12 protein-coding genes are annotated in these 17,523 nt (G+C 58.0%); 6 read left to right on the plus strand and 6 right to left on the minus strand.

Translation table 11 applies throughout. The annotated features are described in order from the left end of the window. Positions 1 to 9: 9 nt before the first annotated feature. Genes C8N30_RS11620 through xdhA form a run of 4 tightly spaced genes read right to left on the minus strand, consistent with a single transcriptional unit; the run spans position 10 to position 6,071 of the window. On the minus strand, positions 10 to 1,527 hold the full coding sequence (locus C8N30_RS11620; protein WP_025061144.1) for an ABC transporter ATP-binding protein: 1,518 nt from the start codon (positions 1,525 to 1,527) through the stop codon (positions 10 to 12). Beyond that, the gene (gene xdhC / locus C8N30_RS11625) at positions 1,524 to 2,303 is read right to left on the minus strand and encodes a xanthine dehydrogenase accessory protein XdhC (protein ID WP_025061145.1); all 780 of its coding nucleotides are present in this window, start codon (positions 2,301 to 2,303) and stop codon (positions 1,524 to 1,526) included. The genes C8N30_RS11620 and xdhC overlap by 4 nt, the downstream gene beginning before the upstream one ends. Beyond that, positions 2,296 to 4,701, minus strand: a complete 2,406-nt coding sequence (gene xdhB / locus C8N30_RS11630; RefSeq protein ID WP_025061146.1) for a xanthine dehydrogenase molybdopterin binding subunit — start codon at positions 4,699 to 4,701, stop codon at positions 2,296 to 2,298. The genes xdhC and xdhB overlap by 8 nt, the downstream gene beginning before the upstream one ends. Beyond that, positions 4,698 to 6,071: a xanthine dehydrogenase small subunit gene (gene xdhA, locus C8N30_RS11635; RefSeq protein ID WP_025061147.1), complete on the minus strand. Its 1,374-nt coding sequence runs from the start codon at positions 6,069 to 6,071 to the stop codon at positions 4,698 to 4,700. The genes xdhB and xdhA overlap by 4 nt, the downstream gene beginning before the upstream one ends. A 181-nt stretch (positions 6,072 to 6,252) precedes the next feature. Here xdhA and dnaE point away from each other — a divergent pair, with 181 nt between their 5' ends. Together dnaE and C8N30_RS11645 are read left to right on the plus strand one after the other, a co-directional pair. Beyond that, positions 6,253 to 9,765, plus strand: coding sequence for a DNA polymerase III subunit alpha (gene dnaE / locus C8N30_RS11640; protein WP_025061148.1), 3,513 nt, complete (start codon positions 6,253 to 6,255; stop codon positions 9,763 to 9,765). 117 nt (positions 9,766 to 9,882) lie between these two features. Next, positions 9,883 to 10,797 (plus strand): hypothetical protein, encoded by a 915-nt coding sequence (locus C8N30_RS11645; RefSeq protein ID WP_025061149.1) that lies wholly within the window; start codon positions 9,883 to 9,885, stop codon positions 10,795 to 10,797. A gap of 2 nt (positions 10,798 to 10,799) precedes the next feature. Here the strand turns inward: C8N30_RS11645 and C8N30_RS11650 are convergent, their stop codons facing one another. Next, positions 10,800 to 10,994 carry a SlyX family protein gene (locus C8N30_RS11650; protein ID WP_025061150.1) on the minus strand — a complete coding sequence of 65 codons (195 nt, stop codon included), beginning with the start codon at positions 10,992 to 10,994 and terminating at the stop codon, positions 10,800 to 10,802. A 112-nt stretch (positions 10,995 to 11,106) separates the two neighbouring features. Here C8N30_RS11650 and hisS point away from each other — a divergent pair, with 112 nt between their 5' ends. The 3 genes from hisS to hisG are packed head-to-tail and all read left to right on the plus strand — an operon-like array spanning position 11,107 to position 14,380. After that, positions 11,107 to 12,603 carry a histidine--tRNA ligase gene (gene hisS, locus C8N30_RS11655; RefSeq protein WP_025061151.1) on the plus strand — a complete coding sequence of 499 codons (1,497 nt, stop codon included), beginning with the start codon at positions 11,107 to 11,109 and terminating at the stop codon, positions 12,601 to 12,603. Continuing rightward, the gene (locus C8N30_RS11660; RefSeq protein WP_025061152.1) at positions 12,600 to 13,694 is read left to right on the plus strand and encodes an ATP phosphoribosyltransferase regulatory subunit; all 1,095 of its coding nucleotides are present in this window, start codon (positions 12,600 to 12,602) and stop codon (positions 13,692 to 13,694) included. The genes hisS and C8N30_RS11660 overlap by 4 nt, the downstream gene beginning before the upstream one ends. Continuing rightward, complete coding sequence (gene hisG / locus C8N30_RS11665; protein WP_025061153.1) at positions 13,691 to 14,380, plus strand: ATP phosphoribosyltransferase; 690 nt, start codon at positions 13,691 to 13,693, stop codon at positions 14,378 to 14,380. The genes C8N30_RS11660 and hisG overlap by 4 nt, the downstream gene beginning before the upstream one ends. A gap of 2 nt (positions 14,381 to 14,382) precedes the next feature. Here hisG and C8N30_RS11670 read toward each other — a convergent pair whose 3' ends face one another. After that, the gene (locus C8N30_RS11670) at positions 14,383 to 14,862 is read right to left on the minus strand and encodes a DUF1489 family protein (protein ID WP_051567259.1); all 480 of its coding nucleotides are present in this window, start codon (positions 14,860 to 14,862) and stop codon (positions 14,383 to 14,385) included. 135 nt (positions 14,863 to 14,997) lie between these two features. Here C8N30_RS11670 and C8N30_RS11675 point away from each other — a divergent pair, with 135 nt between their 5' ends. After that, a complete protein-coding gene (locus tag C8N30_RS11675) occupies positions 14,998 to 17,286 on the plus strand; it encodes an adenosylcobalamin-dependent ribonucleoside-diphosphate reductase (RefSeq protein ID WP_025061155.1) in 2,289 nt (762 codons plus the stop codon). Positions 17,287 to 17,523 lie beyond the last annotated feature (237 nt).

Raw genomic sequence — 17,523 nt, forward strand, 5'->3', positions numbered from 1 at the left:
TTCGAATGCTCAAACATGGGCAACCTCCATATCATGCGCACCACCCATCATTAGTCCGATTTCCTCCACTGAAATTCCATGCGCCAGACGTGGGGCGGTGAGACGCCCTTCGTTCAGCGCAGCAAACCTGTCGGAGATCTCCATCAACTCATCCAGATCCTGCGAGATCACAATCAACGCAGCACCATTGCGCACCAGATCAAGCAGCGCTTGGCGTATGTCCGCCGCAGCAGAGGCATCGACGCCCCATGTCGGCTGGTTCACGACCAATACATCAGGGTTTTGCATTACCTCGCGGCCAATCACGAATTTCTGGAGGTTCCCGCCTGATAGGGAACGCGCAGCAGCACCCGGTCCAGGAGTGCGGACGTCAAAGCGCTTGATGACCGCTTCCGCAAATGATTTTGCTGCAGCCCAGTCGAGAAATCCGCGCTTTTCGAGGCCCATACGTCCGGCCCCTGTCAGCATTGCATTCTCGGTAAGGGACATGTCGGGTGCCGCCGCATGGCCCATTCGCTCTTCCGGTGCGGCGAGCAGCCCGCGCATTCGTCGGGCGGTCGGGCCCAAAGGCCCGATATCCTCACCTTTGTAATCTATCATTCCCCGTTTAACGGGTCGTTCACCTGAAAGCGCTGCCAGCAGCTCGTCCTGACCATTGCCTGCGACGCCTCCGATCCCGAGGACCTCACCTGCGCGCAGCTCAAGCGAAATATCCTTGAGGGCCATGCCAAAGGCATTTGGCGCTGGGGCGGCGAGAGCGGTGAGAGACAAAACAATGTCACCGGCAGTTTGTACCGCACGTGTCGGCGTTTGCAGCAGTTTGCCGACCATCATTTCGGCCATGGCGCTGGCCGTGGTATCGCGGGGCGTACATTCGCCCACCACCTTGCCCAGCCGCAGAATGGTCGCGTGATCGCACAACGTTCTGATCTCTTCGAGCTTGTGCGATATATAAAGAATGGCGGTGCCCTCGGCGCTAAGTTTGCGCAAGGTTTTAAACAAGATCTCGACCTCTTGCGGGGTCAGTACCGATGTAGGCTCGTCCATGATCAGCAGTTTGGGTTGTTGTAGCAGGCAGCGGATAATTTCGACACGTTGGCGCTCTCCAGCTGACAGGTCCCCCACAATACGGTCGGGCGACAGGGGCAAGCCGTAAGCCTCCGACACTTCTGTAATCTGCGCGGACAGGGCGCCCAGCTTTGGCGCGCTCTCCATTCCGAGGGCAATATTTTCAGCCACCGTCATGGCGTCGAAAAGGGAAAAATGCTGGAATACCATCCCGACTCCTGCTGCGCGGGCAGCGCGCGGCTCGGATGGCGCAAAAGGCGCACCGTTCATTTTCATCCTGCCGCTATCGGGCTTGATCAGCCCGTAAATCATTTTGACTAATGTCGATTTTCCCGCACCGTTTTCGCCTAGCAAGGCATGTACCTGACCGGTGCCGATCTCAAGCGACACGGAATCGTTTGCGACTACGCCAGGGTAGGCTTTGGTCAGATCAGTAAGCGAGAGCAGTGGCTCGGTCATGCGGAAACCTTGGATTGGGTGGTGTAGAGTAATGCGCGCAAGGTGCTCTGTGCAATCTCGTTAGGGTGTTTGCCAAGGGTTTTATCGCCGATGGGGCAGGTTACTGTAGAGGGATCGAGGCCCATTGCGCACAGTCGTTTGGAAAACCGTGCCCATTTGGTGGCTGAGCCGATTAACCCGATGCTGGCTGCGCCACGTTTGAGGAGGGCAGCGCAGAGCGCCAGATCAATGTCATGCGAGTAGGTGAAAATCAGGTGATCGGCAGATGCGGGCGCGCGGGTGGCCAGCAGGGGCATATCGGCTGCGGGTGTTTTCGCGACGTGACCGGGGATATGGTCGGGAAAGCGGTCCGCGCTGCTGTCGATCCATGTGATGTTAAAGGCCTCAGGGTGCGCATGATGAATGACAGCGCGGCCCACGTGCCCTGCACCCCAGATCCAAAGGTTTCGGGGCTGGGATGGCTTTGGCAAGGCAGCGTGGACTGTAACCTGTTGAAGTTCGGCACAAAGAGCCGGTGGTGCATAGGTATAGCGCAGGGTGACCGTGCCGCCACAGCATTGCCCGAGGTTCGGGCCGAGAGGAATTGTCTCCGATTCCTCGGCACCTTGGTCTTCGAGGATTTTACGCGCTTTCGAGATGGCGCGGTATTCAAGGGCGCCACCGCCAATAGTGTGTTTCAGGGTCGTCGGTGTGACGATCATCGTCGTGCCAGCATCGCGCGGGGTGGACCCGCGTGTGCCGGTGATTTCGACATAGATGGTATTTCTATCAGTCATCGCCTTGGGCCTTTTGCACTGCTCTCAGCACTTCTTCGGCGGTGGCAGGCGTTTGTAGATCAGCATAGGTTGGCCCGCAGGAGCGGACGGCATCAGCGAGTGCAGACCATGCGGAAATCCCAAGCATAAAGGGTGGCTCGCCCACAGCTTTGGAGCGGTAGACTGTGCGCGCAGGGTTGGGTCGGTCCCAGAGCGCTACATTAAAGATGTCAGGGCGGTCCGAGCAGGCGGGAATCTTATATGTCGCTGGCGCGTGGGTTTTAAGCGCGCCTTTTTCGTCCCAGACCAGTTCCTCGGTGGTCAGCCAGCCCGCACCCTGCACATAGCCACCCTCGATCTGGCCTACATCCAGCGCGGGGTTTAACGATTGGCCCGCATCGTGCAGAATATCGGCACGCAAGATACGATTTTCGCCGGTGAGGGTGTCAATAACGACTTCGGTGATCGCGGCACCGTATGCGAAGTAGAAAAAGGGCCGTCCTAAACCCTTGATCCGGTCCCACTGTATATCTGGCGTTTTATAAAAGCCGGTCGCCGACAGGCTGATGCGGGCCTCATAGGTTTTTTGTGCGGCTTGGGCGAAGGTGAGAGTGGTGGTTCCTGCGGTGACGTGACCGTCGTGGAATGTGATTTCGTCGGTTGGGCAATTGTGCAAGGTTGCGAAGTAATCCGACATACGCTCTCGTATGGTTTTGCACGCATTGAGCACTGCCATACCGTTGAGGTCTGTACCGGAACTGGCGGCGGTGGCGGATGTGTTGGGCACTTTGCCAGTGTCAGTGGCAGTAATTTTCACTTGCGCCAGCGGCACTCCGAATTCCGAGGCGGCGATCTGGGCAACCTTCTGAAATAGCCCCTGACCCATCTCGGTGCCGCCATGATTGAGGTGGATCGAGCCGTCCTGATAGACATGGACCAACGCCCCGGCTTGATTTAGGTGGGTGAGGGTAAATGAAATGCCGAATTTTACCGGTGTCAGCGCAAGCCCGCGCTTTAGGATCGGATTTTGAGCATTCCATTGGGTAACCGCATCGCGGCGGTTGCGGTAGGTGGCCATAAGCGCAAGGCGGTCGGTCAGCGTGTTGATAATGCAATCGGTAACTGGCTGCATGTACGGGGTGGTCTGTGCACCCTCGGGAACGGGCGGTGCGGTAACTGCGGGAGAGCCCTCAACCCGAGCGCCGCGTGTTGTCAGATCGCCATTTGTCCCTGGTAGCTCAGGTTCCGGCGTCGGCAGGGACGGGGATCCCAGATCGCTGTCACGGTAGAAATTCGCCCGCCGCACGTCGAGTGGATCAAGAAGCAGGTGCGCCGCAATATGGTCCATCACACGTTCGATCCCGACAATTCCCTGCGGGCCGCCGAACCCGCGAAAGGCGGTAGCGCTTTGGGTATTTGTCTTGAGCCGGTGGGACGTGATGCGCACATCGCTGAGATGATAGGCGTTATCGGCGTGCAGCATCGCACGGTCGGCCACCGGCAAGCTCAGATCCATTGCCCAGCCGCAGCGGACATAATGCGTGAAATCAAGCGCTGTGAGGCGGCCGGTGTCGTCAAACCCTGCATCATAGGTAATGCGAAAATCATGGCGCTTGCCGGTGATGATCATGTCATCGTCACGGTCATAGCGCATTTTGCAGGGTTTTTGCGTCAGGCGCGCGCCGACAGCGCAGGCAACAGCGAGGGCGTTTCCTTGGCTTTCCTTGCCCCCGAAACCGCCACCCATTCGCCGCGTTTCGACACGGACCGCATGCATAGGCAGGCCAATCGCTTCTGCCACTTTGTGCTGGATCTCCGTCGGGTGCTGAGTCGAGCTTTGGACCAGCATATCGCCATTCTCACCGGGCAGGACGAGGGCGGCTTGACCCTCCAGATAAAAATGTTCCTGACCGCCGATTTCGAGTGAGCCGGAAAGGCGGTGGCGAGCAGATGCAAGGGCGGTGTCCGGATCACCTTTTGTATAGATTCGTGGGCCATCCTCGAAACGGCTGTCAGCTGCCAGTGCCGCATCAATGGTAAGGATCGGCACCTCAGGGCTGATCGATATATCCGCGAGGCGGGCGCCCTTTCTTGCGGCGAGGTGGCTTGTGGCGATTACCAGAAACAGAGGTTGACCCGTGTAGTGCACGGTATCCTTGGCAAGCAGAGGCTCGTCGTGGTTGGAGGGCGATACGTCATTTGCAAAAGGCAGATCATCGGCGGTAAGGACTGCGACGACACCGGCTGCTTGCCTGACGCGTGCCAAATCCATCGCATTGATTTTACCGCGTGCCGTTGTGCTCAGTCCGAAAGCGAGGTGTAACGTACCACTGGGCGTGGGGATATCGTCGACGTAGCGCGCAGCCCCTGTGACATGCAGATGCGCGGCGTCGTGCGGAAAGGATGTGCCGGTGCTCATGCGTGCACCGCGTGCAGATCGGCGGGGTCGCCAGCTAGGGTGTGATAGGCGCGGATGAGCGCGTTTTGCGCAGCTTGCATTCGGTAGGAGGCGGAGGCGCGCATGTCAGACAGCGGGTCGAAATCGGAAGTGAGAGCATCCACTGCATTCTGGACCGTACCCAGCGTAAAGGGCTGGTTGTTGAGGGCAGCCTCTGCATGTCGCGCCCGCCTTGGCGTGCCTGCCATACCGCCGAAAGCAAGGCGCGTGGTACCGAATGCACCGTTTGCCACAGGCAGGTTCAGGCATGCGCAAACGGCCGATATATCCTGATCAAACCGCTTGGATATTTTTGCGCAGTACAATGTGTCGGGCTGGTCGGGCACGGTGATTGCCTCGATAAACTCTCCGCGTTGGCGGTCCTGTTTTCCGTAAGCCACGAAAAAATCCTCGAGTGGGATCTCGCGGCGGGCATCTTCCATACGCAAGTGTAGGGTTGCGCCAAGGGCAATCATCGCAGGGCTGCCATCCCCGATGGGTGAGCCGTTGGCGATATTGCCGCCCAATGTTGCAGCGGCGCGCACCTGTGTCGAGCCATAGCGGCGCAGCAATTTCCCCAAGGACGGAAAATGAGGAGCGAGGCTTTGCTCAAGCTCGGCGATGGTGGTCATTGCGCCAATGCGCCAACCTTCCTGAATACGTTTAACGCCGCGCATATCGGCGCATTGATTAAGAAAGATCGGGTTTTTTATGTCACGCAGTTGTTTGGTGACCCAAAGGCCCACATCGGTAGCGCCGGCGATGAGCGTCGCATCGGGATTTGCAAAATAGAGCTTTGCCAGAGCATCACAGGAGCGCGGCGCTGCCCCCGCCGGTGTTTGATGCTCCCCCGGAGTTTCGGGAGGTAACTGACGAAGGTGTTCCGGGATAGGGTGATCTTGTGCAGAGATCGCAGCACGAATGATCGGAGCATAGCCGGTACAGCGGCACAGATTACCTGCCAACGTCGTATCGTGGTCGGTGTCGGCATTGTGGTGGGCGGTTGCCATGCTCATGATGAACCCCGGGGTGCAAAAGCCGCATTGACTACCGTGATGGGTGATCATTTCGGATTGTACGGGGTGCAGAGTGCCGTCAGGCGCTGCGAGGCCTTCAACAGTTGTGATGTGTTTACCGTGAATTTGAGGTAAAAACAGGATGCAGGCATTCAGAGGGAATGCACCCTGTAAATCGCGAACCATAACGGTGCACGCCCCGCAATCACCTTCATTGCAGCCCTCTTTCGTGCCGGTAAGCGCGCGTTCCTCGCGCAGCCAGTCAAGGAGGGTTTTCGTTGGGATGGGATCAGTCAGGGTGACGGCGTTGCCGTTGAGGGTAAACGAAATGATCATGGGGAAAACCCCGCCGCGGTACCAGTTATCCGTGCGCATAGCCTTCGATGCGGCGTAGAAGGCGATGCTCCTTCACGCTACGGTGCCAGGCGAACGTTTGGCAAGGGGTGGAGCGGGAAAATGGGGGGCGAGGTGCCATTTGGCGGTAGAGGGTGCCTGATATCCGCGCTAGATTAGTATGATGAGCAATTCCCCCCGATTCATTCACCTGCGCACGCATTCCGAGTACTCTTTGTTGGAAGGGGCGCTGCGGCTCAAGAAGCTGCCGGATATGTGTGTCCGGGCCGACATGCCTGCCATGGCATTGACAGACACCAACAACATGTTTGCAGCGCTGGAGTTTTCAGTGGCAATGTCGGGCGCGGGCGTGCAGCCAATTATTGGCTGCCAGGTCGATCTGGAATATGTTGTGGCCGCCCCCGGTGAGAAAATCCGGCCTCCAGCGCCCGTGGTTCTGCTGGCCCAAAGCGAGCGTGGATACGCGCATCTGATGAAGCTCAACTCCTGTCTATATCTAGACAAGGGTGGGGCCATCCCGCAGGTTACGATGGCCGAATTGACGGCCCATGCGCAGGACATTATTTGCCTGACCGGTGGTCCACAGGGGCCTTTGGGCATGTTGTTGCGGGCCGGCCAGCGATCCGCAGCCGAGACGCTTACGGCTGCGTTGAAGGACGCATTCGGCGATCGTCTGTACATGGAGTTGCAGCGGCATCCAGGCGAGAGCGGTGCACCCGAGGTTGAGAGACTGACCGAGCGCGGATTTGTCGAGATGGCATATGCGATGGATATTCCATTGGTCGCGACCAATGATGTCTACTTTCCAGCGGCCAAGATGTACGAGGCGCATGATGCGTTGATCTGTATTGCCGATGGCGCCTACGTGGACCAGCAGGACGGTCGCCGGCGTCTGACGCCGCAGCACTATTTCAAGACGCAAGCGGAGATGGTCACGCTGTTTGCCGATCTGCCCGAAGCGGTGGAGAACACGGTAGAGATTGCCAAGCGCTGTGCATTTCAGGCGTACCGCCGCGATCCGATTTTGCCGAAGTTTGCCGATGACGAGGTCGCAGAATTGCGTCGTCAGGCAGAGGCGGGCCTAAAGGCACGGCTGGCGATTATTCCGCACGCGGCGGAAGTGGCGGAATATGAGGCACGGCTGGAATTCGAGCTGGGCATCATTGAGGGGATGGGGTTTCCGGGCTACTTCCTGATTGTTGCGGATTTCATTAAATGGGCAAAGGATCAGGGCATTCCTGTTGGTCCGGGCCGTGGATCCGGTGCGGGATCGCTGGTCGCCTATGCGCTGTTGATCACCGACCTTGATCCGCTGCGCTACTCCTTGCTGTTCGAGCGGTTCCTGAACCCCGAACGTGTTTCCATGCCCGACTTTGACATCGACTTTTGTATGGACCGGCGTGAGGAAGTGATCCGCTATGTTCAAGGGAAATACGGGCGCGACAAGGTTGGCCAGATCATCACCTTTGGTGGCTTGCTATCGAAGGCAGCGGTGCGCGACATCGGGCGGGTTTTGCAAATGCCATATGGGCAGGTGGACCGCCTCAGCAAGATGATCCCGGTCGAGGGCGTGAAACCCGTCAGCATCGAGAAAGCCCTCGCGGATGAGCCGAGGCTGCGTGAGGAGGCGCGCTCGGAGGAGATTGTCGCGCGCTTACTGGATTATGGTCAGCAGGTTGAAGGATTGCTCAGGAACGCATCGACCCACGCGGCGGGTGTTGTGATTGGCGACAGACCGCTGGACGAGTTGGTGCCGCTCTATCAGGATCCGCGCTCGGACATGCCCGCAACGCAATTCAACATGAAATGGGTTGAGCAGGCGGGACTGGTCAAGTTCGACTTTTTGGGTCTGAAGACCCTGACGGTGATCCAGAATGCGGTTGACCAGATCAAGGCGTCGGGCCGGCACCTGCACATCGCGGCGGACGGGACGGAATTGTTCGAGCCACCGCAGGGGTTGATGGACGACATCTCGACCATTCCGCTGGATGATGCTGCGTCCTACAAACTTTATGCAGCGGCAAAGACTGTTGCCGTATTTCAGGTGGAATCGAGCGGCATGATGGATGCCTTGAAACGCATGAAACCGACCTGCATCGAAGATATTGTGGCCTTGGTGGCACTCTATCGCCCTGGCCCGATGGAAAACATCCCGACCTACTGCGAGGTGAAGAACGGGCTAAAGGAACGTGAATCCGTTCATCCATCGATTGACCATATTCTGGAAGAGACACAGGGTATCATCGTTTATCAGGAACAGGTGATGCAGATTGCGCAGGTCATGGGGGGCTATTCCCTTGGCGGGGCGGACCTGTTGCGCCGTGCGATGGGTAAGAAGATCGCCGAGGAAATGGCAAAGGAGCGGCCTAAATTCGAAAAGGGCGCCATGGCCAATGGCGTAGACAAGAAAAAAGCCAAGGAGGTGTTCGACCTTCTGGAAAAATTTGCGAATTACGGGTTTAACAAATCCCACGCGGCGGCTTATGCAGTGGTCAGCTACCAGACGGCATGGCTCAAGGCCAATCATCCGGTCGAGTTTATGGCCGGTGTGATGAACTGCGATATCCACCTCACAGACAAGCTCGCCGTGTATTTCGAGGAAGTGCGCAAGCGGTTGGAGCTTCCCTATGTGCCGCCGTGCGTGAACCGCTCGGATGCGACGTTCAAAGTTGCGGACGGTGCGTTGGTCTATGCGCTGGGCGCGCTCAAAAATGTCGGTGTCGAGGCGATGAAGCTGATCGTCGAGGCGCGCAAGGTCGAAGGTGCCGAGAAGCCGTTTGTGACCTTGTTTGATCTGGCCCGACGGGTCGATCTCAAGCGGGTAGGCAAGCGGCCATTGGAAATGCTGGCACGCTCGGGCGCATTCGACGTACTGGATTCCAACCGTGCCCGGGTATTTGCCGCGCTGGATGCGCTGGTGGGCTATAGTGCTGCGATCCACGAACAGAAAGCCTCAAATCAGGTGTCGCTCTTCGGCGAGGCGGGGGATGATTTGCCCGAACCGCGGATGATGCCTTGCGATGACTGGCGTGCGGCAGAGAGGTTGACCGAGGAATTCAAAGCGATCGGATTTTATTTGTCGGGCCACCCGCTGGATGACTACATGGGTCCGCTCAAACGCAAGGGTGTGATGACGCTGGACGAGCTTTTGGTGAAAGCGCAGGGCGGCCCGCTAGTGGCGAAGTTGGCGGGCGTCGTCGCGGGGCGGCAAGAGCGGAAATCTGCACGTGGCAACCGCTTTGCCTTTGCGCAACTGTCGGACACTACGGGTGCCTATGAGGTCACGCTCTTCTCCGACACACTAGAGCTGTGCCGAGACCACCTTGAGACGGGTGCAAAGGTTGTTATCAGCGTTGAGGCAACACTAGAGAGTGACCAGCTTAAGCTGCTGGGACGCGGAGTAACGCCGATTGATATCGCGGTGGCAGATGCCGGTGGTATGGGATTGCGCATATTCATCGAAACGTCTGCGGCGATTGCTGCGGTATCTGCCGTACTCGAAGGTGCGCGCAAGGGGGCGACGATCCCCTCGAAGGGCCCTGTAGTATTGTGCTTAATGGACCCTGCCTTGCCCGGCGAGGTCGAGGTGGACTTATGTGCCCAATTCCCCGTGACCCCGCAAATCAAAGGAGCGATACGGTCTTTGGGTGGCGTCCTTGAAGTTGAGGAAATCTAGCACCGCGTGGGCGATGCCCCGCCGTTCGGCGTGGGCCCGCCTGTTGCGCTGGTCTGGCTTGCTGGACGCGGTGGGGTGGCTTCGTTAAGACGTGTTTAAATTTGTGGGAGTAGCACCGTGCGCCTTTTGCCAGTATTTGGTCTTGTTCTTAGCCTTGCCGCCTGTAGCGATCCGTTGGCGGGCGTGGACCGGTTGGCAGATGTGGATGTAGTTGCGAGCGATCCTGCTGCCGCTGCTTTGCCCGATGCGGACGAGATTGCACGCGAAGGTTTTCTGGGGACCGACGCTGCACAGGGCGCTGTGCCAGAGGCTGTTGCACAAGCGCAGGCACCGCAAACTGGCGGATTTTTTCGCGGGCTGATCAACCGTGCGGCCAGTGCCGATCCCGCTGCAGCAATTGCTGCAGATGTTGCGAGCAGTCAATCGAACAGGGAGCCGGTGCAACTGGCGCCACTGTCCCCGCGACAAGAGCTGCAATCTGCGCGGGGAAGAACAGGCCTGTTTGGAAATGCTGCGCCTAGATCAGACAAGCCGCGCAGTGGCACAGATGCTCGCGATGTGCCGTTTGGCACAGTGCTGGCCTTCGGGGAAATGGCCCGTGTGTGCGACGCTAAAGGAAAATCGCTGGGCCAGAAAGTCGATGGTATGGGGCGGCGCGGTTTCGCCTTGTTTGACAGCAATCCCGGAATCCGGAGCAAACGGACATTCTATCTCACAGGATTCAGCGATGATTGTCCTCGCCAGTTCACTGCGGCCAACGCCCTGTTCGGGCTGCCATCGTTCTACGAGACGATCCGTTACAGTCCCGCGGGCCAGCATTTGCCATATGCGGAGACCGACGTTGCCTATGACGGCGTGAAATCCGATGTATGCCGTGCAGACAAAAGCAAGCCTTGTGGCACGCGGATCGGCAAGCTGGACACCCAGCTCGCGTTTGTCAGCGCTTACGAGTTTGACGAGATCAACGACAAATGGAAAGAGTTTTTGATCTATGACGGTTCGGTTCTGGCGAGTGCAGTAAAGTCCTACTGAAGCTAGTAGTGGGGCGGACGCTCGTCACCCGAAACTGTCCCGCCCGAGCCGGCTGCCTCGCGCTCGCCCTCGCGGCGCATGAGCATTTCGACACGCCGGTTGAGACGGTCGATTTCGTTTTGCTGGGCGGCCACGATGTCGGATAAGTCATCGACGGTGCGGCTCATATAAGCGATTTTTTCTTCGAGTTTTTCCATAGTGAAGATTTAGGGGTCTTTGTGGGGCTGTGCAATGGGCAGCCCTTGCTTGCCCCGACACCTCGCATCGGGTAGAGGCTGGCGCAGGATTTCACCCTGTCAGAGGTATGTCATGGCCAACCCCAAAAAGACCCCGCGCCCCAAGGCCGAAACGCCCCGCGGGTTCCGCGATTACTTTGGCACGGAGGTGACACAGCGCGCCGATATGCTGGCCAAGATTGCAGGGGTTTATCATCGCTACGGCTTTGATGCGCTGGAAAGCGCTGGCGTTGAAAAGGTCGAGGCGCTGGGAAAATTTTTGCCCGATGTGGACCGCCCGAACGAGGGTGTATTTGCGTGGCAGGAGGATGCCGACAGCGACAAGCCGGGTGACTGGCTGGCACTGCGCTATGATCTGACAGCGCCGTTGGCTCGCGTTTATGCGCAACACCGCAATGATTTGCCGACACCCTACCGGCGCTACGCAATGGGACCTGTCTGGCGCAACGAAAAGCCCGGACCGGGCCGGTATCGTCAGTTTTACCAGTGCGATGCCGATACGGTCGGGGCTGCGAGCGTGGCCGCGGACGCCGAAATTTGTGCGATGCTGGCCGACTGTCTTGAAGAAGTAGGCATCGAGCGCGGTGACTACATTGTGCGGGTGAACAACCGTAAGGTGCTAAACGGCGTATTGGAAGTTGCAGGCCTATCAGGTGACGACAAAGAGGCGGAGCGCGGCATTGTTCTGCGCGCGATTGACAAGCTGGACCGTTTGGGCGTGGACGGTGTGCGGGCTTTGTTAGGTGCAGGCCGCAAGGACGAGAGCGGGGATTTCACCGATGGTGCGGGGCTGGATGATGCCAGCGCTGATGTCGTTATGGGCTTTATGCAGGCAAAGCGCGACAGCGGTGCCGAGACATGTGCGCGGCTGCGTGAATTGGTGGGCGAAAGTGTGATCGGGCTTGAAGGTGTCGAAGAGCTTGAAACCATCGCGGACCTGCTGGCGGCTGGCGGTTATGCGGCTGACCGGATCGAGATTGACCCCTCTGTCGTGCGCGGTCTCGGATACTACACCGGACCTGTCTACGAGGCCGAGCTGACCTTCGAGATCAAGGACGAGAAGGGGCGGAGCCGCAACTTTGGCTCTGTCGCAGGTGGCGGGCGCTATGATGATCTGGTCAAGCGCTTTACCGGACAGGAAGTGCCTGCAACGGGTGTGTCGATTGGCGTGGACCGTTTGTTGGCAGCGTTGGACGCCAAAGGGCGTTTGGATACGTCCGCGCAGGGGCCTGTCGTTGTGACGGTGATGGATAAGGCGCGGATGGTGGACTACCTCGCAATGGTCGCGGAACTGCGTCAGGCTGGAATACGCGCCGAGGTCTATCTTGGGAATCCCAAGAACTTTGGTAACCAGCTTAAATATGCAGACAAACGCAGCAGTCCTGTGGCCATAATCGAGGGCGACACAGAAAAGGAAAACGGGATGGTCCAGATCAAGGATCTTATCCTTGGTGCGCAGATTGCAGAGAACGCGACACTGGAGGAATGGCGCGACCGCCCAAGCCAGTACGAGGTTCTGCGCAGCAATCTTGTCGCCAAAGTGCGTGAAATTCTGGAGCTGTACCAGTGACAGTAACACGGGCCCAGACAAACGCGCTGGCCGCAACACTGCGGGCAGGCTTCGAGGCCCACGGTGCGCTGCCGGTCGAGCCGCCAATTTTGCAACCTGCTGAGACTCTGCTGGATCTCTACGGCGAGGATATTCGCGCGCGGGCCTATGTAACATCTGATGCGCTGCGCGGGGAGCAGATGTTGCGGCCTGATTTTACCGTGCCGGTGGTCCAGATGCATATGGCACATGGTGCCGATCCTGCACGCTACACTTATGCGGGCGAGGTGTTTCGCCGTCAGGAACACGACGAAAGCCGCCCGAACGAATTTGTGCAAGTAGGCTACGAGGTGTTTGAGCGGACCGATCCTGCGGCCAGCGATGCAGAGGTGTTTGCCTTGATCTCACAGGCACTTAGCGGGTTGCCTGTCACTGCGGTGACTGGTGATATCGGAATATTGATGGCCGTCGTGCGCGGCCTCAACACAACCGACCTGCGCAAGAATGCCCTGATGAGACACATCTGGCGTCCGAGACGCTTTCGCGCCCTGCTTGCGCAGTTTTCGGGTGATATGCCATCTGCGCCTGCACGCGAGGCGGTCCTGGCAGGAACAGTAGAAGCCTCAGCTCCGCTCGTCGGTGCGCGGAGGCAGCACGAGATTGATGCGCGTATTGCGGCACTGCGCAGCGATGCACAGGCGCCACCGCTGCCGCTCAGGGATGTGGAGTTGATCGAGATGTTGCTTGGTCTTTCGGCACCTATGCCTGCCGCGCTGGAGCGTTTACATGATCTGTCAGTCGATTTGCCGTCAATTGTGCCTGCCGTAGCGCGGGTGGCAGCGCGGCAACAAGCGTTGGCCGCACATGGTATCGATGTCGAAAAGCTACTTTTTGACGCAAGCTATGGCCGTAGTTCGATGGAATATTATGACGGTTTTGTTTTCGGATTTCGGGCAGTTGACCGTCTGGACCTGCCGCTGCTTGCCTCGGGTGGGCGCTATGATGCGCTGACACGGCGGCTGGGGGCCAGACTTGGGGATAATCGCGAAATTCCGGCGGTGGGCGGCGTGATGCGCCCCGGTGTGATGCTGGAACTGGGGGCGGTGATATGACGCTGAAACTGGGTGTCCCGTCCAAGGGGCGGTTGATGGAAAAGACGTTTGAATGGTTCGGGGAGCGCGGCATAACTCTGGCGCGCAGCGGGTCGGAACGCGAATATGCCGGCGTCGTCGACGGGATCGAAGGTGTGGCGCTGGTGCTGCTGTCTGCGGGTGAAATTCCGCGTGAACTGGCGGCGGGGCGTATCCATCTGGGCGTGACTGGTACGGATCTGGTGCATGAAAAGCTGGCCCTATGGGACCAGTCGGTGATCGCAGTGGAGGAGCTGGGATTTGGTCATGCGGATCTGATTATTGCGGTGCCCCAAGGGTGGACCGATGTGGATACCCTGCATGATCTGGACGCGGCGGCGGCGGCGTTTCGCAGCGTACATGGCCACCGGTTGCGTATTGCCACAAAATACCACCGGTTGGTGCGGGAATTCCTGCGCGCAGCAGGCGTGGCAGATTACGCGTTGGTTGACAGTCAGGGTGCAACCGAAGGCACCGTGGCAAACGAGACCGCGGAGGCGATTGCCGACATCACCTCGACGGGTGACACGCTTCGTGCAAACCACCTCAAGGTGCTGGGTGACGGAGTAATCCTGCGCAGTCAGGCTACACTGTGGAAATCGCGCACTGCATCACTGGACATGGACGAACGGGCAAGCCTTGATGCCCTGCTGGCGCGGGTGGGGTGAGGTTATAGCAGGCCGATCTCGGCCAGCGCACGATTGAGCTCGTCGGGTAGAGGCTCCTCCTGCGCGCGGCCTTTTGGAAGGTCCGCAGGGGCATCTGCGGGGGCGAGGTACCGCCAGCCCTGAAATGGTCGGCGCAGGGTGCTGACGGTGGGAATGACCTCATGGTCTAGAACGATGCCGCAGCGGCGGATGCCGTCAATCCCGATCTTCTCGTCCAGTCGAATAATTCGCTGCCGTGCAGAAATCTCGCCCTTGATAACCCAATAGATCGATCCGCCATTGATTATTTCGGCCTCACGCTTGGGCCACATGCGGGTTTGGTGATAATACTGGCCACCGGGTGATAATTCGGCACGGTGCTGTTGCCAGGCAATCAGTTGGGCAATATTTTCAGTGCCCACCGAGAGCTTCATCATGTGTACGAATTTTTTGCTCACAGGCTTACCCACCAAATTATCCACAGACTCAGTTTCGAGCCACATCATAGGGTAGGCCAAAGTGTCACAGATGCAAACTGTGGTGGTTTGTCGCCGGTAATTTCCGAATTTTGGGAGTGGCCTTTGATCTATGTTAAGGTAAGACGGTGCTTCTCAATATACCCCAACCGAGGAATCGCCATGACCCGCTTTGCTGCCCCTATCGCCGAACAAATTTGGGACATGAAATACCGCTTTAAAGCGGCGGATGGCACGCCCCATGATGTGACGGTCGAAGATACGTGGCGCCGCATTGCCCGTGATCTCGCACAGGTCGAGGACGACAAGGAAGGCTGGGAAGAGACGTTTTTTGAAGCTCTGGAAGATTTCAAATACCTGCCAGCAGGCCGCATCACCGCAGGTGCCGGTACAGCGCGCCGCGTGACGCTGTTCAACTGCTTTGTTATGGGAACCGTGCCCGACAGTATGGGCGGGATCTTTGATATGCTCAAGGAGGCCGCACTCACGATGCAGCAGGGCGGCGGGATCGGGTATGATTTCTCGACTATTCGCCCTAAAGGCGCGGACGTTCTGGGCGTCTCGGCAGATGCCTCTGGCCCCTTGTCGTTCATGGATGTCTGGGATGCGATGTGCCGCACGATAATGTCTGCGGGCAGCCGCCGTGGCGCGATGATGGCGACCATGCGTTGTGATCACCCTGATGTGGAGGCGTTCATTACGGCAAAATCCGATGCTGCCCGTCTGCGGATGTTCAACATGTCGGTGTTGATTACCGATCCGTTTATGGATGCAGTCAAGGCGAACGAAAGCTGGGATCTGAAGTTTGACGGACGTGTGTACAAGACGGTGCAGGCGCTGGATTTGTGGAACGCGATCATGAAGGCGACCTATGATTTCGCCGAGCCCGGCGTCATTTTCATTGACCGTATCAACGCGGCAAACAACCTCAGCTATTGTGAGACGATTGCCGCGACAAACCCCTGTGGCGAACAGCCGCTGCCTCCATATGGTGCCTGTTTGCTGGGCTCGATCAACATGGCGCGGCTCGTGACCGCACCGTTTGAGGAGGCCGCGGCACTGGATGTTGGCGCACTCAACGAGTTGGTCGCGACCTCTGTGCGGATGATGGACAATGTTGTGGACGTATCGCAATTTCCACTCGAAGCTCAAAAGCTTGAGGCGAAGAACAAGCGCCGGATCGGCCTCGGGGTGACCGGCCTTGCCGATGCACTTTTGATGATGGGCCTGCGCTATGGCTCGGACGAGGCGGCGCGTCAGACAGAGGATTGGTTGCATGCGATCGCACGCGCCGCGTATCTGGCCTCGGTGGATTTGGCGAAGGAGAAAGGTGCATTTCCGTTGTTTGATGCCGAAGAATATCTGGCCTCCGGCACAATGCGAATGATGGACGAAGACGTTCGCGAAGCGATCCGCGAGCACGGAATCCGCAATGCTCTTTTGACCTCTATCGCGCCGACAGGCACGATCAGCCTTTATGCAGGGAATGTAAGCTCTGGTATCGAGCCGGTGTTTGCATATGCCTATACCCGCAAGGTATTGCAAAAGGATGGTAGCCGGACCGAGGAAGAAGTGGTGGATTATGCCGTACAGATGTGGCGCGATCTCAAAGGCGATGCACCGCTGCCCGATTATTTTGTGAACGCGCAAACGCTGGCGCCGCTTGAGCATGTGAAGATGCAGGCAGCGGCACAGAAATGGGTCGACAGCAGCATTTCGAAAACCATCAACTGTCCCGAGGACATCTCCTTTGATACCTTTAAAGAGGTCTACATGGAGGCATGGGATACAGGCTGTAAGGGGTGCACGACCTATCGCCCTAACGATGTGACAGGATCGGTCTTGTCCGTCTCCGAGGACAAGAAAGCGGCACCCGAAGTTGTAAGCTATGACGGTGAAGAGCCGCAGGAGCCACATGGTGACGTGATTTATATGACAGAACCGCTGGACCGTCCCGAGGAGCTGGAAGGTGCCACCTACAAGATCAAATGGCCCGACAGCGAACACGCTCTCTACATCACCATCAACGATCTGGTGGTTGGCGGGCATCGCCGTCCTTTCGAGGTTTTCATTAACTCTAAAAATATGGAGCATTTTGCCTGGACCGTGGCGCTCACACGCATGATCTCGGCTGTGTTCCGCCGTGGTGGCGATGTGTCCTTCGTGGTCGAAGAGCTGAAGGCCGTTTTTGATCCGCGTGGAGGTGCATGGATGGGTGGTAAGTATATACCCTCGATCCTCGCAGCCATTGGTGGCGTGATCGAGCAGCATCTGATTGCGACCGGTTTCATAGCGGGAGAAGGGCTTGGTCTAAAAACCGACCCCCAAGCCAAAGTGGTGGGACTGGAGCAGCCGCGCGGCAAGGCCTGTGGAAGCTGCGGGCAGTATGATTTGCGCATGGTTGAGGGATGTATGACCTGCGGAAGCTGCGGACACAGCAAATGCGGTTGATGAAGCGCTAAGTTGATGTGAAAGGGCAAGCAATTCGGAGCCATTTCGATTGAATTGTCTGCCACTATTCAGGTCTAATTTATCTGCTGTTCTATAAGTTACTGAAAAATTAAAATTTAAAGCGCCGATCCGACAGGTTCGGCGTTTTCTTTTTGATAGATTCGAGCGCGGTGCTGACCTTGACCGCAGCGCAAAGGACTGTGTTTGTTTGGAGCATAAAACGCATCGCGATATCCG

The sequence above is a fragment of the Sulfitobacter guttiformis genome (genome assembly GCF_003610455.1).
GTDB lineage: Bacteria > Pseudomonadota > Alphaproteobacteria > Rhodobacterales > Rhodobacteraceae > Sulfitobacter > Sulfitobacter guttiformis.